Genomic DNA, 18,581 nt, shown 5'->3' with positions numbered 1-18,581 from the left:
CCCGGGGTCGTAGGCCGTGGTGGTGTCGACGTCCTCCGACCGCTTCACGCTGGCCTCGATGAGCCCGTAGGGGGGCCGTCGGCGTGGTGCACCTCGCAGTGGTTCTCGATGCCGTAGGGCGAGAGGTCGATGACGACGTGGTGCACGTTGGGGCAGGAGAAGCGCACGTCGAGCACCGAGGGTGCGGCGTCGAGGACGGCCTGGCCCATCTCCCACATGGTGTGCTGGAGCGCGTAGCTGTAGGACTCGGCGAAGGCCCTGGTCATGGCGTCCAGCACGGCGGCGAAGGACGCGTCCCGGTCGGTGTGGGGGTTGCTCACAGCCGCGTCGTCGTGGCACCACTGGACCCGCACGGCGGTGACGTGTTCGGTGGTGTCGACGAAGTGGTCGGCCAGGGCGATCCCGAAGCCCTCGGGCGTGCGGGCTTGCTCGCCGTGCTCCTTGGCGAAGCCGCAGACGGTATTCTTTGTCGCGTCCGTGGTGAGGACCTTGGCGTTGTCGCCGGTGAGGTGGGTATCGGCGAAGTCACCGCTCAGGGCCACCGAGACGAGGTGGTCGACGATCTCGTGCGGGGCCTGCGGGTCGTCCCGATAGACCCGGACCACGTGGGTCTCCGCCGTGCCGTACTGCGTGTGACCGAGCACGTAGCCGCGATCGGTGGCGCTCATGGGGTTCCTCTCGTGCGGTGGGGGGCGTCAGCTGCCCCGGTAGGTGGAGAACGCGTAGGGCTGAGCAGGAGCGGCACGTGATAGTGCCGGTCCTCGTCGACGACGAAGGTGATCGCGACCTCGGGGTGCCGGTCCGGGCATCCAGCACGTGGGTAGAACTCATGCTCCCGCTCATGAGGTGATCAGCTCCCGAAGTCGTCGGTGGGTGATCTGACGGAGCTGCTCGACCACCTCGGCAGCCTCGGTCTGCGCGTCCTGATCCAGACGCCGGGTGAGCGCTACGAGGATCTCCTCGGGCCTGCGGCCGGCCGCCCGGATGAGGAACACCCGGTCGAAGCGCTCCTAGGTGAGGTTGCCTGCGCGGATCTGCGCCTGCACCGCCGCGTCCGAGTCAGCCACGGCGCTCTGCTCGCGGCGGCCGAAGCGGGCGTCTTGCCCCGTGCCGCTCGCGCGCTCACCGATCCGCGGGTGGCCCTCGAGCGCGGTGTCGGCGTCGAGGCCGTTGACGGTCTCCAGGTCGGGCAGGGTCGGAAGGTCGGTGCGACCGCCGGAGCCCGACGACGCGGTCATGCGTCCACCCCGGGCGCACTCCCCGCGACCTCGCTGGCCAGGATGCGGGCCGCCGCCTGCAGCGGTGGCAGGGCGCGGCTGATGAGGCTGTCCGTCATGCGGCTCGCGGGGCCCGACATCGACAGCGCGAGGTGGAGGCGCGGCTCGGGGAAGGGCACCGCCACGCACCGCACCCCGAGCTCCATCTCCTCGTCGTCGAGCGCGAAACCCTCGCGCCGGGTGGTGTGCACCGCCTCGAGGAAGGACTCCGGCGAGGTGATCGTGCGGGGCGTGCGTCCCGGCATACCGGTCCGACGCAGCAGCGCGACGACCTGGTCGTCGGGGAGCTGGCTGAGCAGCGCCTTGCCGACCCCGGTCGCGTGCGGCGGCGTGCGCCGACCGATCTCGGTGAACATGCGGACGGCGTGCGGCGACGGTGCCTGACCGATGTAGACCACGTCGTCCCCCTCGAGCGCGGCGAGGTTGACGCTCTCGCCGAAGTCGGCGACGAGGTCCTGCAGGACCGTGGTGCTCCAGCTGCCGAAGGAGGAGCGTGCCGCCTGGCCCAGCACGATGAGCTCGGTGCCGAGGGCGTAGCGACGGTTGTCCAGCTGCCGCAGGAAGCCGTGGTCCAGCAGGGTGCGCACGAGCCGGTGGACGGTCGGCATGGGCTGACCGGTGGCGGAGGTGATGTCGCTGAGGGACAACTCTCCGGCGGGCGCCGCGGCGAGGATCTCCAGGACGTCGACGGCCTTACCGACGGATTGCACCCCGGCCGGCCGCCGACGCGCGGAGGGAGTCGGGTCGGCACTCACGTCGGCAAGTCTAGTCCCGTTCCTCTCGCGATGCGGAAGAGGAACTCCATACCTGCGTCGTTACTCGTGTTCCCCCCCATCGCGCCGAACCGTCGGCCCGCCGTCGAGGTGCAAGAGTGTGGGCACCGCGCTGACGCAGCGTCAGGGCGAGACGACACAGGAGACGTCATGGCCGCCCCCGGTCCTGGATACTCGATCGTGCTGCGGGTGGACGCCCCGCCGGACTTCGTCGCCACCACCCGACTCGCCCAGGTCGTCGCCGAGGCCGGGGCGGCGGTGCAGGCCCTGGACGTCGCCGAGTCGTCCGGAGACCACGTCACGGTGGACCTCACCGTTCACGGCACGAGCGAGGAGCACGCCGAGCAGATCCGGGAGGCGGTCGACCGCGCGGATGGGTTCACCGTGCGCCACGTCCCCGACCGCACCTTCCTCCTGCACCTCGGCGGTGAGCTCGAGGTGGTGGGCAGCGCGTCGGCGCCGGCGCCGACGTCAGCCTGCTCAAGGAAGGGCTGCAGGCCTACTTCCTGCAGCAGCTGCTGGGGGAGGACGGGGTCCGGCTGCGGCCGGCGCACCTGCTGCACCTGGCCACCCGGGCGGGTGCGCGGGCGCTGGGGCTGTGGGAGAGGGTGGGGGACCTGAGCCCGGGCAAGGACTTCGACGCGGCCTGGGTCAGTCCGTCGGCCGGGAGCACGCTGCGGACCACGATGGCGCACGCGCCCGGCGCATCTGAGAGGCTGGCCACCATCGTCGCCCAGGGCGCGCCGGGCGATGTCGCAGCCACCTGGGTGGGGGGCCGGATCGTGGCAGGTCACGGTCCGACCGGCACCACCGCATACCCCTCGAGGAGCACCGATGTCAACGCCTGACCCGAGGACGCAGCCGTCGGCGGCGCCCACCAAGACCGACCCCGCGCCCCGGGGCGGGATGGACCGCTACTTCGGCATCTCCGCCTCCGGCTCCACCGTCCCGATCGAGCTGCGCGCGGGGCTGACGACGTTCCTGACGATGAGCTACATCATCTTCGTCAACCCCAACGTGCTCGGCAACGCGATCGACGTCGGCCCGACGACCTTCGTGCAGCTGCTCTCGGTGACCTGCCTGGCCGCGATGTTCGGATCCCTGGCCATGGGGCTCATCGCGCGCTACCCCTTCGCGCAGGCGCCGGGCATGGGGCTCAACGCCTTCTTCGCCTTCACCGTCGTTCTCGGGATGGGGGTGGCCTGGCAGACCGCCCTCGGCGCCGTCTTCATCTCCGGGGTGCTCTTCGTCGTGCTGAGCGTGCTCGGGGTCCGCCAGGCGATCGTCCAGGGTCTCCCCATGAGCCTCAAGCTCGCGATCACCGCCGGTATCGGCGCCTTCCTGGCCTTCCTGGGTCTGAGCACCGCCGGCATCGTGGTCGCCGACGAGGCGACGCTGGTGGGCTTGGGCGACCTCGGTGCCCCGAGCGCCTGGCTCGCGGTCATCGGTCTCATCTTCACCGCCGTACTGCTGCAGCTGCGGGTCACCGGCGCGATCCTCTGGGGCATCCTCGCGACCTCGCTGCTGGCGGTCGTCACCCGGGCCGAGGTCTACACCGGGGCCGACGGGGCGCCCGCGGCCTTCGGCGGCTTCACCGACGGGATCGTCGGCGCCCCGGTGTGGCCGAGCGACCTCGTGGGTCAGATGGACGTCATGGGCGCCCTCGGCCTCGGCCTGCTCAGCGTGATCTTCACCTTCTTCTTCATCGACTTCTTCGACTCCACCGGCACGCTGACCGGGCTGGCCCAGCGCTCGGGATACCTCGACGACCGGGGTGAGATGCCGCGCGCCACGACCGTCTTCTCCATGGACGGCCTCGCCACGATGTTCGGCGCCGCCATGGGCACGTCCACGACGACCGCCTACGTCGAGAGCGCGTCCGGCATCGAGGAGGGCGGCCGCACGGGCCTCACCGCGACCGTCACCGGCCTGCTCTTCGGCCTGGCGCTCTTCCTTTGGCCGCTCGCCGGGGTGGTCCCGGGAGCCGCGACGGCGCCGGCCCTGGTGCTCGTGGGAGCGCTGATGATGGACGGCATCCGGCACATCGAGTGGGACCAGGTGGCCGAGAGCGTCCCCGCGTTCCTCACGATCATGGTGATGCCGCTGACCTTCTCCATCGCCAACGGCGTCTCGATGGGCATCATCAGCTACTGCGCGATCAAGGCGTTGACCGGCAAGGCCCGCGAGGTGCACTGGGTCCTCTACGTCGTGGCCGCGCTGCTCCTGGCGCGCTTCATCTGGCTGGGGGAGTAGCGGCATACCCGCGCCCCCGTCCGGACCTGTGCACGCTCCCGTGACCGGTGCGTAGGGCATCACCTGCGCACCGGCTCAGGAAGCGTGCACAGGTCTGTCAGGAGGGCGCCTGCGTATGCCCCTGCGCGTGACTGGCGACGAGGGGACCGGGGAGGGGCGGCCCGACGGGAGCTCGGCCGACGGGGCCCGGGTCGCCCCGCTCGGGTCGGCCCGCGGGCTGCTGCTCGTCGCCATCACCGGTGGGCTCTACGGCTGGTCACTGGCTGGCGTGATCACCGTGGGGGTGACGGTGCTCGGGGGCGTCGCGGGCACGAGCACCGCAACTTCGTGACGTGCGAGGAGTTCGACCGCGCCGGCAACTACGTCCCGCCGGACTGCTACGACCTCTCCGAGCTCGAGGGCCTGTAGGCCCGGAGTCTCGCCATACCGTCCGGACCAAGGAGGCCTCTTGGACGCGAGCACGGGCCCAACGGGCTGGAGTCCGTCCTCGCCCAGCTCCAGGCCAGGGCGGCCTACCCCGTCACCCCCGTGGTGCGCGTGCCCAGCGACGACGAGGTCGTCATCAAGCAGGTCCTCGACCTCGGCGCGCAGACCCTCCTCGTGCCGATGGTGGCCAGCGCCGAGCAGGCGCGGGAGGTCGTCGCCGCCGCGCACTACCCGCCGAGAGGGAGGCGTGGGGTGGGGGCGGCGCTCGCCCGCTCCAGCCGGTGGGACAGGCCTTCCGCTTCTGGGTGGCTGGGGTGCCCGTCGGCTCAGAGGTAGCTCTCGATCTCGGCGTCCTCGCGCAGCTGAGCGACGAGCTCCTCGGTGGCCTCGGTCTGGGCCTCCTGCAGCAGCTGGCCGGCAATCTGCTCCTCGACCTCCTCGAAGGCCGGGATCTGCGAGCCCGGTGCCGTGGTGGCGGCTCCGTCCTCGCCGGCCGCCTCCTCCTGCTGCTCGACGACCTCGTCGTAGTAGGCCCGCGCCTCCTCGTCGGTGGGCTCCTGCACATCGGCCTCGGCCTCGATGTAGGCCTCGATCGCGAGCTGCGTGGCGACCTCCTCGCGGGCGGTCTCCTCGTCCATGCCCTGCTCTTCCAGCAGCGCCAGGAACTCCTCCACGGAGGGCAGGCCGTTGCCGGTCGCGAGCTCCTCGAGGAAGGCCTCGACCTCCTCGTCGGTGGCCTCGAACCCTCCCTCGGCCGCCGCCTGGGTCAACAGGGTGGCGTCGACCACGAGGTCGAGGGTGTCGGACTGCAGCTGCTCCTCGTCGAACTCGGTGCCGGTCATCTGGGCCTGGGTCGTGGCCGAGGCGTACTGGCTCTCGTAGTAGTCGGCGAAGTCGTCCTTGGTGATGTCCTCGCCGTTGACCGTGGCGACAGGGTCGGGGATGTCGCTGAGGTCGACGGTGGGCATGGCCGCCTCGTCGGGGGCTGCGGTGCTGGTCGCAGCGGCGTCGTCCGGGGCGGTCGACGTGCTCGCGTCATCGCCGGTCGTGCTGTCGGTGCTGCACCCGGCCAGGCCGACCAGGCTCAGGGTCAGACCTGCCGCGGCGAGCCACTTCGTGACGGACATGGTCGATTCCTCCAAAGGATCGGGGGGTGCGCAAGTGCGCGAACGTAGCACGCTGCGGTAGGCGCGACGCCCGGCGTTCTCCCAGGCTTCGGTCAGGCTCGACCTGACCCCACGGCAGCCCGACTGTCCCGCCCGGGGAGCACACGGCATACTCGGACCCAGATCACCGAGGCAAGGAGGCACGATGTCCGACGAGGGACTGTCCAACCTGTTGCACGAGGAGCGCACCTTCGCGCCGAGCGAGGAGTTCGTGGCGCAGGCCAACGGGAGGGCCGAGCTCTTCGAGCAGGCCGAGGCCGACCGCGAGGGGTTCTGGGGGGACCAGGCGCGGCGGTATCTGCAGTGGGACACCGACTTCGACCAGGTGCTCGACTGGTCCGACGCGCCGTTCGCGAAGTGGTTCGTCGGCGGCCGGCTCAACGCCTGCGTCAACGCCGTCGACCGGCACGTCGAGGCCGGGCACGGCGACCGGGTCGCGATCCACTGGGTCGGTGAGCCCGAGGACGACACCCGCGACATCACGTATGCCGAGCTGCACCAGCTCGTGCAGCAGGCCGCCAACGCGCTGGCCGACCTCGGCGTCGGTGAGGGCGACACGGTGATGATCTATCTGCCGATGGTGCCCGAGGCGGCCGTGGCGATGCTCGCCTGTGCGCGGCTCGGCGCCCCGCACTCCGTCGTCTTCGGCGGCTTCTCCTCCGACGCGCTGCGCAGCCGGATCGCGGACGCCGACAGCAAGGTCGTCATCACCGCGGACGGCGGCTACCGGCGGGGCAAGCCGTCGGGGCTGAAGTCGGTCGTCGACGGGGCGCTGGAGGGTGACACCCCGGTCGAGAAGGTCCTCGTCGTGCAGCGCACGGGGCAGGACGTCGAGTGGACCGACGGGCGCGACCTCTGGTGGCACGAGGCGCTCGAGGCAGCCGATGACACCCACGAGGCGCAGGCCTTCGACGCCGAGCACCCGCTCTTCATCCTCTACACCTCCGGCACGACCGGGAAGCCCAAGGGCATCGTGCACGCCACCGGCGGCTACCTGCTGCAGACGGCCTATACCTCGCACGTCGTCCACGACATCCACCCCGAGACCGACGTCTACTGGTGCACGGCGGACGTCGGCTGGGTCACCGGCCACTCCTACATCGTCTACGGGCCGATGACGCTCGGCGCGACGCAGGTCATGTATGAAGGCACACCGGACACCCCGCACCAGGGCCGGTTCTGGGAGATCGTCCAGGACAAGAAGGTGACGATCCTCTACACCGCACCGACCGCGATCCGCACCTTCATGAAGTGGGGCAAGGACATCCCCGCGAAGTTCGACCTGTCGAGCCTGAAGCTGCTCGGGTCGGTCGGTGAGCCGATCAACCCCGAGGCGTGGATGTGGTACCGCGAGCACATCGGCGGCGGGAACTGCCCCATCGTCGACACCTGGTGGCAGACCGAGACCGGCGGCATCATGATCAGCCCGGTCCCCGGCGTCACCGAGACGCGTCCCGGATCGGCGCAGCACCCCATACCCGGCATCAACGCGGTCGTCGTCGACGACATGGGTGAGCCGGTCGAGAAGGGCTCGGGCGGCTACCTCGTGGTGACCGACCCGTGGCCCTCGATGCTGCGCGGGATCTGGGGCGACCCGGAGCGCTACAAGGAGACCTACTGGAGCCGGTTCCCGGACATGTACTTCGCCGGTGACGGCGCCAAGCTCGACGAGGACGGCAACATCTGGGTGCTCGGTCGCGTCGACGACGTCATGAACGTCTCCGGCCACCGGATGTCCACCGCTGAGATCGAGTCGGCGCTGGTCAGCCACCCGAAGGTCGCCGAGGCGGCGGTCGTGGGCGCCGCGGACGAGACGACCGGTCAGGCCATCTGCGCCTTCGTCATCCTGCGCGAGGAGGCCCTCGATCAGGCCGACGAGGAGGGTGAGGGTCAGGACCTCGTCGCCGAGCTGCGCCAGCACGTCGCCAAGGAGATCGGTGCGATCGCCAAGCCGCGGCAGATCATGGTCGTGCCCGAGCTGCCCAAGACGCGGTCGGGCAAGATCATGCGCCGGCTGCTCAAGGACGTCGCGGAGAAGCGCGAGGTCGGCGATGTCACCACGCTCGCCGACTCCTCGGTGATGGACCTCATCAGCGACGGGCTGAGCAAGGGCGACTGAGCGACTGAGCCTTAACTCACCGTCCCGACCGACGAATTCGACCACGAGAATCGCTGCCACGGCGACGATTACCGTGGTCGAATTCGTCGGTCAGGGGAGGCTCAGGGCAGCACGAGCGTGATCTGGGTGGCCACGCAGGCCGGGTGGCGTGCGCCCTCGATCCCGTGGCCGGTCCTGCAGGGCGTGCAGCACGACTCCACCGGAGCTGCGCTGCAGCGCGCTCGGCGTCGACTCAATCCTGGGCCTGCCGTTGCAGACCGCCGCCGTGATCCTCATCGGCTTCCTCATCTTCGGCGCGGTGCTGCAGCGCACCGGCGGCGCCGACTTCTTCGTCGACCTGGCCCGCTCGGTCTTCGGCCGCGCCCGGGGCGGGTCGGCCACGGTGGCCGTCGCGTCGTCCGCGTCGATGGGCATGATGTCGGGCAGCGCGGTCTCCGACGTGCTCACCGCCGGTCCGATGACGATCCCGGCGATGAAGCGCGCTGGCTACCCCGCGACCTACGCGGGCGGCATCGAGGCGACCGCCGCGACCGGTGGGTCCATCACCCCGCCGATCATGGGCACCGCAGCCTTCCTCATGGTGTCCTTCCTCGGCATCCCGTACGCCGAGGTCGCCATCGCCGCGGCGATCCCGGCGCTGCGCCCGCCGTCGGCCCCGACCCGGGAGCTCAACGGGAGAGGTGGAACTCCCGCCCGCTGATCTCGCTGATCGTGATCGACACGAGGATGACCTTGTCGTCGGCCACCCACGGGCGCAGCGGCAGGGCGTCGGCCGCGCGCGCGGCGGCACCCTCGAGGATTTGCGCCCGCCCGCGCCCGATGACGCTCCACGCGGTCTCGGCCCCGCCGTCGACCTCGTCGATCTCGAAGGCCACGTCGGAGTCCATCACCACCCCGAGCAACTTGGAGCCCTCGGCGGTGCGGATGAGGACCCGGTCGCCGTCGGTGGCGTAGTTGACCGGGGCGATGTGCACCTCGTCGGTGAGGTGGTAGGCGAGCCGTCCGAACTCACGGGAGCGCAGCCGCTCCCAGCACTGCTCGTCGGTGAGGGTGGTGGGTTCGCTCATGAGGTCCTCCGGGGCTCGGGCTCGCTCTTACTCTACTACGACGCGTCGTTGAGAGAATTCCCACCATGGGTTGTGGCGCCATCGCAGGAGAACCCATGGTCGAATTTCACGGTCGGAGCGGTATCCCGGCCCCGAGCCTCCTCGCTCAGCCGCCGAAGGCCCGCTCGACCGCGCCCGGCAGCTGGGTGGCGGCGAGCCAGATGAACAGGGCGGCGCAGATCGCCATGGGCACGTTGACGACCGAGCCGTTGCGCCACTGCCTCGGCGTGCGGTCGGTGTTGAGGATCCACAGCAGGGTGAACGCGAGGAACGGCATGAAGTCGGCGAACATCATCGACACGCCGTTCCACACTCCGACCAGCGAGCTCATGGCCGCCGACCAGAAACCGACGAGGAAGACCGTGCCGACCCACGCGCCATACCGGTCCCGCAGCACCTCGGAGAGGTCGAGCAGGCCCTGGTCGCCGGTGTCGACCGCGATGCCGGCGGAGTAGAGCAGCTCGGCGCCGACGATGAGGGTGGAGATGACGAAGCTGCCGGTGACGGTGCAGGCGACCGTGATCGTGCCACCGACGCCGCCCGCGACCGACAGGACGTTGATGAGGCCGCCCTCGGGGATGCGCGGGACCAGGCCGGCGACGATGAGGCCGGGGCCGACCAGGCTCCAGCCCGCGCGGGGTTCACTGGTGGTGGCGGGCGACTGCCCTGTTATGCCTGTGTTCTACACCGTGTGCGGATGTCCGTGCATCGATCGGTCTGCCGCGATCTCACGCTCTGGGGTGCTGGCGCGTCTACGGGGCGAGCCCGACGACGAGAGGTGAGGACGATGGCAGACCTGCGACACGCCGGGACCGAGACGGCGCTCGGCGAGGTGACCCTCGTGGCCGAGGACGACGCCCTGACGGGGCTGTACTTCCGCAGCCACTGGCACCGACCGGAGGAGTCGGCCTTCGGCGGCCCGGTGGAGATCGAGGCTGACCCGCTGCTCGGGCAGGCGCGCGAGGAGCTCGACGCCTACCTGTTCGGCGAGCGCCGGACCTTCGACGTGCCGATGCGCACGGCGGGTGACGCCTTCTCGGAGCTGGTCTGGGGGATGCTGCGGGAGATTCCCTACGGCCGGACCACGACCTACGGCGCGCTGGCGGAGCGCCTCGGTGACCGGTCGCTGGCGCAGCGGGTGGGGCAGGCGGTGGGGCGCAACCCGCTGTGTGTCCTCATCCCGTGCCACCGGGTGGTGGGCTCGAACGGCTCGCTCACCGGCTATGAGGGAGGGCTGCGGCGCAAACGCTTCCTGCTCGACCTCGAGGAGCCGGCCGAGGTGGCGGCGGCTCGGCTGTTCTAGGCGGCGAGGTCGCGGCCTCACGTTCGTGGCGGCTCGCGCGACTACCGTGTGATGAAGATGAAGCAGCCGTTCGAGCAGGCCGTCACCGCGCACCGGACGACCGTGGACCGGCAACGACTCGCCCTGGCCTATCACTACCTCGGTGGGCTGCGGCATACCGAGACCGCCGAGCTGATCGGCGGCAGCCCCGACGCCGTCCGCCGCGCGGCCGCCGACGGCATCAGGACCGTGAGACAGATCTACCGCGACGAGATCGCGGAAGGAGACCTCCGATGAACGAGACCAGACCCCCGACCGGCGCGGAGCACCGCGCACTCTTCCCGGTGGGCGACGCCACGATGACCGAGCTGCGCGCCCGGCTCGCCCTGGCGGCCGCAGATGAGGAACTGCTGGACGTCGCCTACCGCACCCTCGACACCCCGGTCGGCCCCCTGCTGCTGGCGGCCACGGAGCGAGGACTGGCCCGGGTCGCCTACGAGAGCGAGGGCTTCGACGCGGTGCTGGAGATGCTCGCGGCCCGGATCAGCCCGCGTGTGCTCGAAGCGCCGCGGCGCCTGGACGCGGTCACGACCGAGCTGGAGGAGTACTTCGCGGGGACGCGGCACGCCTTCGACCTCCCGCTGGACTACGCGATGTCCACCGGCTTCCGGGAGACGGTGCAGCGCCAGCTCCCGCAGATCGGCTACGGCCAGACCCGGTCCTACGCACAGGTCGCCGAGCTCGTCGGCAGCCCGCGTGCGGTGCGGGCGGTCGGCACGGCCTGCGCGACCAATCCCCACCCGGTCGTGGTGCCGTGCCACCGCGTGCTGCGGGCCGACGGCAGCCTCGGTGGCTACATCGGCGGACCCGAGGCCAAGACCACCCTGCTCACCCTGGAGAAGGCGGCATGACGACAATCTCGACGACGACCACGACCCTGCGGACTCAGCCGGCCGATCCTTTCGCCCAGCGGGTGGACTGTGCCGACTGGGAGGCCGTCACGGCAGAGGTCGACGAGTACGGCGGAGCGTGCGGAGTATGACGCCCGGCCGGCTCGGCGGGCACCGCCACGGGCGGATCTACGGCCGCCTCGACTGCCCGTCCGCGCTGGGCGCGATCAGCCGGGGCAGACGCAGGATCGCAAGGTTCTCAAGCGCGTCAACGTGCTGATCAAGGACATGCTGCGCAACGGCAACGAGGGGATGGGCAAGCCAGAACCTCTGCAGCATGACTTCGCCGGCTACTGGTCACGTCGGATCACCGACGAGCACAGATTGGTCTACAAAGTGGCGGCGGAGGAGGTGCGGGTCGCGGCGTGCCGCTACCACTACGGCCGCTGACCCCTCGTGCCGTGACAGGCTGAGGTATGCGTGTGACCGAGCTGTGGAGGTATCCCGTCAAGTCCTTCGGCGGGGAGCGGGTCGAGCGCTCGGTCGTGGAGCCATGGGGGCTCGAGGGGGATCGGCGCTGGGGCGTGGTCGGCCCGGACGGTTTCCCGGTCACGGCGCGCGACTGCCATGAGCTGCTGGGGCTGACCGCCACGCAGGTCGATGAGGAGACGATCCGGATCGCCGCGCGGGACGGCGACTCGATCCTGGTGGAGACGCCGCTGGGTGTGCCGGTCGTGCCGGTCGGCCACTCGCGGCAAGGATTTGCCCCGCCGGCGGACGAGGACGTGAGCGAGTGGATCTCCACGAAGGTGAGGCGCGGGGTGCGGCTCGTCTGGCAGGAGGACCCCACCCTGCGTCGGATCTCCGGCGCCCACGGGGGCGAGGAGGGTGAGTCACTGTCGTTCGCCGATACCGGGCCAATCCTGCTGACCAGCGAGGCCTCGCTCACCAGGCTCAGCGACTGGATCCTCGAGGAGGGCCGGGAGCCGGTGCCCATGTCGCGCTTCCGGGCCAATGTCGTCATCGACGGCCAGAGCGCCGAGCCGTTCGCGGAGGACGAGTGGGAGTTCGTGACGATCGGCGACGTCCGCTACCGCCGCACCGAACTCTGCGACCGCTGCGTGATGACGACCATCGACCTCGAGACACTGCATACCGGGAAAGAACCGATCCGGACCCTCGCGAAGCACCGGAGGTGGGACGGCAACACGTGGTTCGGCATCCGGCTCGTGCCCGTCGGGCTGGGGGACGGGGCTGCCGAGATCGCGGTGGGTGACGCCGTCGATGGCGGCTGACGGAGAGTTGGCCCCTGCCACCCGGCTCTTGGTGAGGATCGGTGCAGGTGCACCGATCCTCTCCGGTCGGGCCCTCGTCGCCGGTGGAGGATAAGTGCAGGTGCACCGATCCTCTCCGGAGATCCAGCCCTCCCGAATCGTCATCTTCGCGATCTGGTCACCCGCGACGTCGAAGGTGAAGGCGGACCGGCCGTTGGCGTGCGTCGAGCCCCAGTCGTCGACGGCACCGTCGGACGTGAAGGCGTCGAGGAAGCGCTGCTCGTCGTGGGCGTTGACCGCCTCGATGAAGGAGGCGACGGGCTCGGGCACGGTGTGGTCGGTCATGGGCGGTTGCCCTCTGGGCGATGAGTCGGTCAGCCGCAGCCTGCCACGGATCTGTTGCCGTTGAGGCGGAAGTGGGCTAAGACCTCGCCGAGCGCGAGAGCGAGGCCAACCCGCATTGCCGAGGGTGCCGACCGTCCCCATGGAGATCGTGGACGCTATCGAGGAACGCGCCAGGCGCGATGGTCAATCGCCCGAGGCGGCTGCAAGCACAGGGCACGGCGGTCCTTCCGGGGGCCAGGCGAACCAACAGGGCTCCGTCGACCTGGTGCCGCGGATCGCCGTGGTCGGTGACGCGACGTAGAGTTGGGGGCATCACCCAACGACGGGAGGGCGCGACGTGGCGCGTGCTGGTCGGCAGCAGACGGATGAGCTGACACCCAGGTCGGCCCGGGCGGAGATCACCCGGGAGATCGCGACCCGTTATGTCGGGGAACGGGGGCCGGTGCTGGAGATCCTGCACGCGGTGCAGGCCGAGCACGGCTTCGTCGCCGACGAGGACGTCGTCCAGATCGCCGACGTGCTCAACCTCTCGGTGGCCGAGGTGCATGGCACCGTGAGCTTCTACCACGACTTCCGGCGCGCGCCCGCGCCCGACCACAGCATCCAGGTATGCCGTGCCGAGGCCTGCCAGGCGGTCGGCGCCGCCGGCCTGTTCACCGCGGCGCAGGAGCGGTTCGACGGCCGCGAGGACGTCGAGGTGCGTGAGGTCTTCTGCTTCGGCAACTGCGCGCTCGGGCCGAGCGCGAGCATCGACGGGACCCTGCGCGCGCGCGTCAGCATTGACGACCTCGCCGCCGCAGAGTCAGGCTGGGACCGATGACCGGAAGCAGCCGCGAGTGTGTCGTGTGGGTGCCGCAGGATTCGTCCGCCCGAGCGGTCGGCGCGGACGAGGTGGCCGCCGCCCTGGCGCAGGTCGACGGCGTGACCGTGCGCCGCAACGGCACGCGGGGCATGCTCTGGCGCGAGCCGCTCGTCGAGGTCGAGACCGACCGGGGGCGCGTGGGCTATGCCAACGTGACCGCGGACGGCATACCGCAGCTGGTCGAGGCCGGGATGCTCGCCGGTGAGCCACCACAGGCGACGTCCGGTGGGGCTGAGAGCAACCCTGCGCGACGCCCGGTGGAGTATCTGGGGGTGGTCGACGACGACCCGTGGCTCACCGCGCAGGACCGGGTGAGCCTGGCCCGGATCGGGCTCGCCGAGCCGACCGATATCAGCGCCTACGAGGCCCAGGGCGGCTGGGTGGGGCTGCGCCGCGCCCTCGAGCTCGACCCGGCCGACGTCGTCGAGGAGGTCGTCACCTCCGGGCTTCGCGGACGGGGCGGCGCGGGCTTCCCGTCCGGGATCAAGTGGCGCACCGTGCTCGAGGCCGAGAGCGATCAGAAGTTCGTCGCGTGCAACCTCGACGAGGGCGACTCGGGCACCTTCGCCGACCGGATCCTCGCCGAGGCCGACCCGTTCACCCTGATCGAGGGCATGGTCATCGCCGCCGTCACGGTGGGCGCGACCGAGGGCTACATCTACTGCCGCAGCGAGTACCCCGACGCCATCGCCAAGCTCCGCGACGCCATCGCGGTCGCGGCCGAGCATGGTTATCTCGGTGGCGACGTCGCGGGCAGCGGGCGGGCCTTCCGGCTCCAGGTGCGGGTCGGCGCCGGTGCCTACATCTGCGGCGAGGAGACCTCCATGCTGGAGTCCCTCGAGGGGCGCCGCGGCGAGGTGCGTGCCAAGCCGCCGATCCCCGCGCTGCAGGGCCTGTGGGGCAGCCCCACCGTGGTCAACAACCTGCTGTCCTTCGCCGCGATCCCCATGATCCTCGCCGACGGAGCCGAGGCGTATGCCGCTCGCGGCGTCGGGCGCTCGCGCGGCACCCAGACCTTCCAGCTCGCCGGCAACATCGCCCGCGGCGGTGTCTACGAGGCGCCGCTGGGGATCACGCTGCGCGAGCTCGTCGAGGACATCGGCGGCGGCACCCGCTCCGGCCGGCCGGTCCGCGCCGTCCAGGTGGGCGGGCCGCTGGGCGCCTATCTCCCCGCCGACCGACTCGATGTGCCGATGGGCTACGAGGAGCTCGCCGAGGCCGGCGGGATGCTGGGGCACGGCGGCGTCGTCGTCTTCGACGACACCGTCGACATGGGGCGGATGGCCCGCTTCGCCATGGAGTTCTGCGCCAAGGAGTCGTGCGGCAAGTGCACCCCCTGCCGGGTCGGCTCCAGCCGCGGGGTCGAGACGATCGACCGGTTGCGCGGCGCCACCGATCCGGGGGAGCGGACCCAGCTCCGGCTCGTCCTCGACGACCTCTGCACCACCATGGCCACCGGCTCGCTCTGCGCCATGGGCGGGCTCACGCCGATGCCGGTGCGCAGCGCGCTCACCCACTTCCCGGAGGACTTCGAACGGAGCACCGCATGACGCTCACCCCAGAAGCGCCCACCCCCGCCGTCCCGACCGCGGAGCAGATCGCCAGCCGGCTCGGGTCTGTCAGTCGCGACGGGCAGGGTGGAGACCAGCTCGACTCCCCGCTCGACCCGCGGGGAGCGGCATACCAGCCCGAGCCCGACTTCGGCACCCCAGCGGTGAGCAAGGAGGTGAGCGACGACGAGACGGTCACCCTGACCATCGACGGCCGCGAGGTCACCGTGCCCCAGGGCACGTCGGTCATGCGCGCAGCCCGCGAGGCGGGCGTCGAGATCCCCAGCCTGTGCGCCACCGACTCGCTCAAGGCCTTCGGGTCGTGCCGCCTGTGCCTGGTCGACGTGGAGGGCACGAAGAACGGCGTCAAGCCCGCGTCGTGCACGACGCCGTGCGCTGACGGCGCGGTGGTCCGGACGGACACCGACGAGGTCCGGAAGGTGCGCGCCGGGGTCATGGAGCTCTATCTCTCCGACCACCCGAGCGACTGCGCCGGCTGCGCCCGCGGCACCTGCCAGATCGCGGCGCTGGCCCGCCAGACCGGGGTCGCCGAGGTGCGCTACGGCCTCGACGCCCCGCTGCCGCGCGGCGAGCGCGACACCTCCAACCCCTACTTCGCCTACGAGCCCGACGCCTGCATCGCCTGCTCGCGCTGCGTGCGCGCCTGCTCGGACATCCAGGGCACCTTCGCGCTCACCGTCGAGGGTCGCGGCCCGGACTCGCGGATCGTCCCCGGGCCGACCGACTTCTTCGCCTCCGAGTGCGTCTCCTGCGGCGCCTGCGTGCAGGCCTGCCCGACCGACGCGCTCACCGAGAAGTCGGTGATCTCCCTCGGTATGCCGAAGCGCGTCGTCGAGACCACCTGCGCCTACTGCGGCGTCGGCTGCTCCTTCCGCGCCGAGGTCACGGACACCCGCGACGAGGTCACCGGCGAGACGACGACCGAGGTCGTGCGGATGATGCCGCTCAAGGCGGGCAAGGCCAACGAGGGGCACTCCTGCGTCAAGGGCCGCTTCGCCTACGGCTACACCCACCACGAGGACCGGCAGATGTCGCCCATGGTCCGCGACTCGATCGAGGACGACTGGCAGGTCGTCTCGTGGGAGGAGGCGATCCAGCGGGTCGCCGACGGCTTCCGGGCCATCCAGGACCAGCACGGCGTCGGCTCCATCGGAGGGATCTCGTCCTCCCGCTGCACCAACGAGGAGGTCTACGTCGTCCAGAAGATGGTGCGCGCGGCCTTCGGCAACAACAACGTCGACACCTGCGCCCGGGTCTGCCACAGCCCCACCGGCTACGGCCTCAACCAGACCTTCGGCACCTCGGCCGGCACCCAGGACTTCGCGTCGGTCGAGGACACCGACGTGGTGCTGCTCATCGGGGCCAACCCGACCGACGCCCACCCCGTCTTCGCCTCGCGGATGAAGCAGCGGCTGCGCGAGGGCGCGCAGATCATCGTCGCCGACCCGCGCCAGATCGGGCTCGTGCGTTCCCCGCACGTGGAAGCGGCATACCACCTGCCCCTCCTGCCCGGCTCCAACGTCGCCTTCGTCAACGCGATGGCGCACACGATCGTGACCGAAGGTCTGCACGACAAGGGTTTTCTGGAGGAGCGGTGCGAGGACGTCGAGGCCTACCTCGACTTCATCCGCGCCCCCGAGAACAGCCCGGAGGCGACCGCGGAGGCGACCGGTCTCGACCCCGAGCAGGTCCGCGCCGCCGCCCGGCTCTACGCCGACGCGGGCAACGGCTCGATCTACTACGGCCTCGGCGTCACCGAGCACAGCCAGGGCTCGACGATGGTCATGGGCATGGCCAACCTGGCGATGGTCACCGGCAACATCGGGCGCGCCGGCGTGGGCGTGAACCCGCTGCGCGGGCAGAACAACGTGCAGGGCAGCTGCGACATGGGCTCCTTCCCGCACGAGCTGCCCGGCTACCGCCACATCTCGCTGCCGGACGCGCGCTCGATCTACGAGGACCTCTGGGGTGTCACGCTCGACCCGGAGCCGGGCCTGCGGATCCCCAACATGTTCGACGCCGCGATCGGCGGCAGCTTCAAGGGGCTCTTCGTGCACGGCGAGGACATCGCCCAGTCCGACCCCAACCTCCAGCACGTCCGCGCGGCGCTGACCAGCATGGAGATGGTGGTCGTCCAGGACCTCTTCCTCAACGAGACCGCGCGCTACGCCCACGTCTTCCTCCCCGGGTCCAGCTTCCTCGAGAAGGACGGCACCTTCACCAACGCCGAGCGGCGGCTGGGTCGGGTGCGGCCGGTGACGCCGAGCAAGGTCGGCAAGGACGAGTGGCAGGTGGTCTGCGAGATCGCCACGGCGATGGGCTACCCGATGGAGTATGCCTCCGCCTCCGCGATCATGGACGAGATCGCGGCGACGACGCCGACCTTCGCGGGGGTCAGCTTCGCGCGGCTCGACGCCGAGGGCTCGATGCAGTGGCCGGTCAACGACACGGCGCCGCAGGGCACACCGACGATGCACGTCGACTCCTTCGTGCGCGGCAAGGGCAAGCTCATCCCGACCGTCTTCGTGCCGACGACCGAGACGACCAACCGGCGCTTCCCGCTCATCCTCACGACCGGGCGGATCCTCTCCCAGTACAACGTCGGCGCGCAGACCCGGCGCACCGCGAACTCCTCCTGGCACCCCGAGGACATCCTCGAGATCCACCCGGCGGACGCCGAGATGCGCGGGATCTCGACGGGTGACACGGTCGAGCTCGCCAGCCGGGTGGGGGTCACGACGCTCACCGCCGAGGTGTCGACCCGGATGCAACCGGGCGTGGTCTACACGACCTTCCACCACCCGGTGACCGGCGCCAACGTCGTGACGACCGAGAACTCCGACTGGGCCACCAACTGTCCGGAATACAAGGTGACGGCCGTGCAGGTGGGCGTCGCCAACAGCGCTGCCGTGCCCGTCCCGTGAGCGACGACGACGTGGACGCCGAGCAGCGGCAGCACCAGCCGGCCGACCTGCGCATGGGTGAGGACATCGCCCGCGCGATGGCGCACCACCCGACCGAGCGGGGCGCCGAGGAGATCGCGACGCACCTGCGCAAGTTCTGGCCCCCGCGGATGCGCCGCAGCATCGTGGCGCGCGTCGAGCGGGGCGAGGAGATGGACGACCTGCTGCGCGCCGGCGTCGAGCTCTACCGCCGGGGCGAGATCGACCGCGGCGAGGTGGCCGAGCCGTCCGGCGGCTGACCGAAGAATTCGACCACGGCTTGTGCTGCCATGGC

At 70.8% G+C, this 18,581-nt stretch carries 23 protein-coding genes and 3 pseudogenes; 18 read left to right on the top strand and 8 right to left on the bottom strand.

The genetic code is table 11. From position 1 onward, the window contains the following. Positions 1–44: 44 nt before the first annotated feature. From AC5PYY_RS03210 to AC5PYY_RS03190, 5 genes and pseudogenes are all read right to left on the bottom strand, one after another. Complete coding sequence (locus AC5PYY_RS03210; RefSeq protein ID WP_493898359.1) at positions 45–668, bottom strand: hypothetical protein; 624 nt, start codon at positions 666–668, stop codon at positions 45–47. Next, entirely contained in the window at positions 665–781 is a 117-nt protein-coding gene (locus AC5PYY_RS03205) for a hypothetical protein (protein ID WP_493899317.1), read from the bottom strand. Before AC5PYY_RS03205 ends, AC5PYY_RS03210 begins: the two co-directional genes overlap by 4 nt. Positions 782–839: 58 nt before the next feature. Then, positions 840–998 (bottom strand): annotated as a pseudogene (locus AC5PYY_RS03200) (2-oxo-4-hydroxy-4-carboxy-5-ureidoimidazoline decarboxylase); the annotation flags it as partial. 12 nt (positions 999–1,010) lie between these two features. Next, positions 1,011–1,238 (bottom strand): 2-oxo-4-hydroxy-4-carboxy-5-ureidoimidazoline decarboxylase, encoded by a 228-nt coding sequence (locus tag AC5PYY_RS03195; RefSeq protein WP_493898358.1) that lies wholly within the window; start codon positions 1,236–1,238, stop codon positions 1,011–1,013. Continuing rightward, a complete protein-coding gene (locus AC5PYY_RS03190; RefSeq protein WP_493898357.1) occupies positions 1,235–2,032 on the bottom strand; it encodes an IclR family transcriptional regulator in 798 nt (265 codons plus the stop codon). Before AC5PYY_RS03190 ends, AC5PYY_RS03195 begins: the two co-directional genes overlap by 4 nt. Positions 2,033–2,200: 168 nt before the next feature. Between AC5PYY_RS03190 and AC5PYY_RS03185 the strand changes: the two genes are divergently transcribed. The 5 genes and pseudogenes from AC5PYY_RS03185 to AC5PYY_RS03165 all read left to right on the top strand — a co-directional run. Further along, a complete protein-coding gene (locus tag AC5PYY_RS03185) occupies positions 2,201–2,671 on the top strand; it encodes an ACT domain-containing protein (protein ID WP_493898356.1) in 471 nt (156 codons plus the stop codon). Next, positions 2,557–2,898: an amidohydrolase family protein gene (locus AC5PYY_RS03180; RefSeq protein WP_493899316.1), complete on the top strand. Its 342-nt coding sequence runs from the start codon at positions 2,557–2,559 to the stop codon at positions 2,896–2,898. Before AC5PYY_RS03185 ends, AC5PYY_RS03180 begins: the two co-directional genes overlap by 115 nt. Continuing rightward, positions 2,885–4,303: an NCS2 family permease gene (locus AC5PYY_RS03175; protein ID WP_493898355.1), complete on the top strand. Its 1,419-nt coding sequence runs from the start codon at positions 2,885–2,887 to the stop codon at positions 4,301–4,303. The genes AC5PYY_RS03180 and AC5PYY_RS03175 overlap by 14 nt, the downstream gene beginning before the upstream one ends. A gap of 127 nt (positions 4,304–4,430) precedes the next feature. Next, a complete protein-coding gene (locus tag AC5PYY_RS03170) occupies positions 4,431–4,634 on the top strand; it encodes a hypothetical protein (protein WP_493898354.1) in 204 nt (67 codons plus the stop codon). Positions 4,635–4,759: 125 nt separating this feature from the next. Then, positions 4,760–5,020: pseudogene (locus AC5PYY_RS03165) on the top strand (aldolase/citrate lyase family protein); the annotation flags it as partial. Between the two features lie 35 nt (positions 5,021–5,055). Here the strand turns inward: AC5PYY_RS03165 and AC5PYY_RS03160 are convergent. Beyond that, entirely contained in the window at positions 5,056–5,856 is an 801-nt protein-coding gene (locus AC5PYY_RS03160) for a SurA N-terminal domain-containing protein (RefSeq protein WP_493898353.1), read from the bottom strand. 184 nt (positions 5,857–6,040) lie between these two features. On the opposite strand from AC5PYY_RS03160, the gene acs reads away from it, so the two are divergent. Both acs and AC5PYY_RS03150 read left to right on the top strand, forming a co-directional pair. After that, positions 6,041–8,014, top strand: coding sequence for an acetate--CoA ligase (acs, locus tag AC5PYY_RS03155; protein ID WP_493898352.1), 1,974 nt, complete (start codon positions 6,041–6,043; stop codon positions 8,012–8,014). A gap of 265 nt (positions 8,015–8,279) precedes the next feature. Further along, a complete protein-coding gene (locus AC5PYY_RS03150) occupies positions 8,280–8,714 on the top strand; it encodes a TRAP transporter large permease subunit (RefSeq protein WP_493898351.1) in 435 nt (144 codons plus the stop codon). Here AC5PYY_RS03150 and AC5PYY_RS03145 read toward each other — a convergent pair. After that, positions 8,683–9,081, bottom strand: a complete 399-nt coding sequence (locus AC5PYY_RS03145; protein WP_493898350.1) for a pyridoxamine 5'-phosphate oxidase family protein — start codon at positions 9,079–9,081, stop codon at positions 8,683–8,685. The two genes, AC5PYY_RS03150 and AC5PYY_RS03145, sit on opposite strands and share 32 nt — an antisense overlap. Positions 9,082–9,226: 145 nt before the next feature. Beyond that, a pseudogene (locus AC5PYY_RS03140) lies at positions 9,227–9,724 on the bottom strand (Nramp family divalent metal transporter); the annotation flags it as partial. A gap of 183 nt (positions 9,725–9,907) precedes the next feature. Between AC5PYY_RS03140 and AC5PYY_RS03135 the strand changes: the two are divergent. The 11 genes from AC5PYY_RS03135 (at position 9,908) to AC5PYY_RS03085 (ending at position 18,546) form a co-directional block, all read left to right on the top strand. Further along, complete coding sequence (locus AC5PYY_RS03135; protein ID WP_493898349.1) at positions 9,908–10,423, top strand: methylated-DNA--[protein]-cysteine S-methyltransferase; 516 nt, start codon at positions 9,908–9,910, stop codon at positions 10,421–10,423. Positions 10,424–10,474: 51 nt separating this feature from the next. After that, positions 10,475–10,699 (top strand): hypothetical protein, encoded by a 225-nt coding sequence (locus tag AC5PYY_RS03130; protein ID WP_493898348.1) that lies wholly within the window; start codon positions 10,475–10,477, stop codon positions 10,697–10,699. Next, positions 10,696–11,313 (top strand): methylated-DNA--[protein]-cysteine S-methyltransferase, encoded by a 618-nt coding sequence (locus AC5PYY_RS03125; protein WP_493898347.1) that lies wholly within the window; start codon positions 10,696–10,698, stop codon positions 11,311–11,313. The genes AC5PYY_RS03130 and AC5PYY_RS03125 overlap by 4 nt, the downstream gene beginning before the upstream one ends. Then, a complete protein-coding gene (locus AC5PYY_RS03120) occupies positions 11,310–11,444 on the top strand; it encodes a hypothetical protein (RefSeq protein ID WP_493899409.1) in 135 nt (44 codons plus the stop codon). The genes AC5PYY_RS03125 and AC5PYY_RS03120 overlap by 4 nt, the downstream gene beginning before the upstream one ends. A gap of 52 nt (positions 11,445–11,496) precedes the next feature. Further along, complete coding sequence (locus AC5PYY_RS03115) at positions 11,497–11,742, top strand: Txe/YoeB family addiction module toxin (protein WP_493899315.1); 246 nt, start codon at positions 11,497–11,499, stop codon at positions 11,740–11,742. 26 nt (positions 11,743–11,768) lie between these two features. Continuing rightward, a complete protein-coding gene (locus tag AC5PYY_RS03110; RefSeq protein ID WP_493898346.1) occupies positions 11,769–12,587 on the top strand; it encodes an MOSC domain-containing protein in 819 nt (272 codons plus the stop codon). A 94-nt stretch (positions 12,588–12,681) separates the two neighbouring features. Next, the gene (locus AC5PYY_RS03105; RefSeq protein WP_493898345.1) at positions 12,682–12,975 is read left to right on the top strand and encodes a hypothetical protein; all 294 of its coding nucleotides are present in this window, start codon (positions 12,682–12,684) and stop codon (positions 12,973–12,975) included. Positions 12,976–13,248: 273 nt separating this feature from the next. Continuing rightward, positions 13,249–13,731, top strand: coding sequence for an NADH-quinone oxidoreductase subunit NuoE family protein (locus AC5PYY_RS03100; RefSeq protein WP_493898344.1), 483 nt, complete (start codon positions 13,249–13,251; stop codon positions 13,729–13,731). Then, on the top strand, positions 13,728–15,323 hold the full coding sequence (locus AC5PYY_RS03095; protein WP_493898343.1) for an NADH-ubiquinone oxidoreductase-F iron-sulfur binding region domain-containing protein: 1,596 nt from the start codon (positions 13,728–13,730) through the stop codon (positions 15,321–15,323). Before AC5PYY_RS03100 ends, AC5PYY_RS03095 begins: the two co-directional genes overlap by 4 nt. Beyond that, entirely contained in the window at positions 15,320–18,268 is a 2,949-nt protein-coding gene (gene fdhF / locus AC5PYY_RS03090; RefSeq protein WP_493898342.1) for a formate dehydrogenase subunit alpha, read from the top strand. The genes AC5PYY_RS03095 and fdhF overlap by 4 nt, the downstream gene beginning before the upstream one ends. After that, entirely contained in the window at positions 18,265–18,546 is a 282-nt protein-coding gene (locus AC5PYY_RS03085) for a formate dehydrogenase subunit delta (protein ID WP_493898341.1), read from the top strand. Before fdhF ends, AC5PYY_RS03085 begins: the two co-directional genes overlap by 4 nt. Positions 18,547–18,581: the final 35 nt, after the last annotated feature.

Source organism: Serinicoccus sp. JS2-9 (genome assembly GCF_059025165.1).
This window is presented reverse-complemented; position numbering and strand designations above follow the sequence as displayed.

What these genes read in the sequence shown, in the direction of transcription:
- AC5PYY_RS03095 (WP_493898343.1), top strand. Translation starts at nt 13,728, where the DNA reads ATGACCGGAAGCAGCCGCGAGTGTGTCGTGTGGGTGCCGCAGGATTCG.
- AC5PYY_RS03135 (WP_493898349.1), top strand. Translation starts at nt 9,908, where the DNA reads ATGGCAGACCTGCGACACGCCGGGACCGAGACGGCGCTCGGCGAGGTG.
- AC5PYY_RS03125 (WP_493898347.1), top strand. Translation starts at nt 10,696, where the DNA reads ATGAACGAGACCAGACCCCCGACCGGCGCGGAGCACCGCGCACTCTTC.
- AC5PYY_RS03110 (WP_493898346.1), top strand. Translation starts at nt 11,769, where the DNA reads ATGCGTGTGACCGAGCTGTGGAGGTATCCCGTCAAGTCCTTCGGCGGG.
- AC5PYY_RS03120 (WP_493899409.1), top strand. Translation starts at nt 11,310, where the DNA reads ATGACGACAATCTCGACGACGACCACGACCCTGCGGACTCAGCCGGCC.
- acs (WP_493898352.1), top strand. Translation starts at nt 6,041, where the DNA reads ATGTCCGACGAGGGACTGTCCAACCTGTTGCACGAGGAGCGCACCTTC.
- AC5PYY_RS03145 (WP_493898350.1), bottom strand. Translation starts at nt 9,081, where the DNA reads ATGAGCGAACCCACCACCCTCACCGACGAGCAGTGCTGGGAGCGGCTG.
- AC5PYY_RS03130 (WP_493898348.1), top strand. Translation starts at nt 10,475, where the DNA reads ATGAAGATGAAGCAGCCGTTCGAGCAGGCCGTCACCGCGCACCGGACG.
- AC5PYY_RS03210 (WP_493898359.1), bottom strand. Translation starts at nt 668, where the DNA reads ATGAGCGCCACCGATCGCGGCTACGTGCTCGGTCACACGCAGTACGGC.
- AC5PYY_RS03185 (WP_493898356.1), top strand. Translation starts at nt 2,201, where the DNA reads ATGGCCGCCCCCGGTCCTGGATACTCGATCGTGCTGCGGGTGGACGCC.
- fdhF (WP_493898342.1), top strand. Translation starts at nt 15,320, where the DNA reads ATGACGCTCACCCCAGAAGCGCCCACCCCCGCCGTCCCGACCGCGGAG.
- AC5PYY_RS03175 (WP_493898355.1), top strand. Translation starts at nt 2,885, where the DNA reads ATGTCAACGCCTGACCCGAGGACGCAGCCGTCGGCGGCGCCCACCAAG.
- AC5PYY_RS03195 (WP_493898358.1), bottom strand. Translation starts at nt 1,238, where the DNA reads ATGACCGCGTCGTCGGGCTCCGGCGGTCGCACCGACCTTCCGACCCTG.
- AC5PYY_RS03160 (WP_493898353.1), bottom strand. Translation starts at nt 5,856, where the DNA reads ATGTCCGTCACGAAGTGGCTCGCCGCGGCAGGTCTGACCCTGAGCCTG.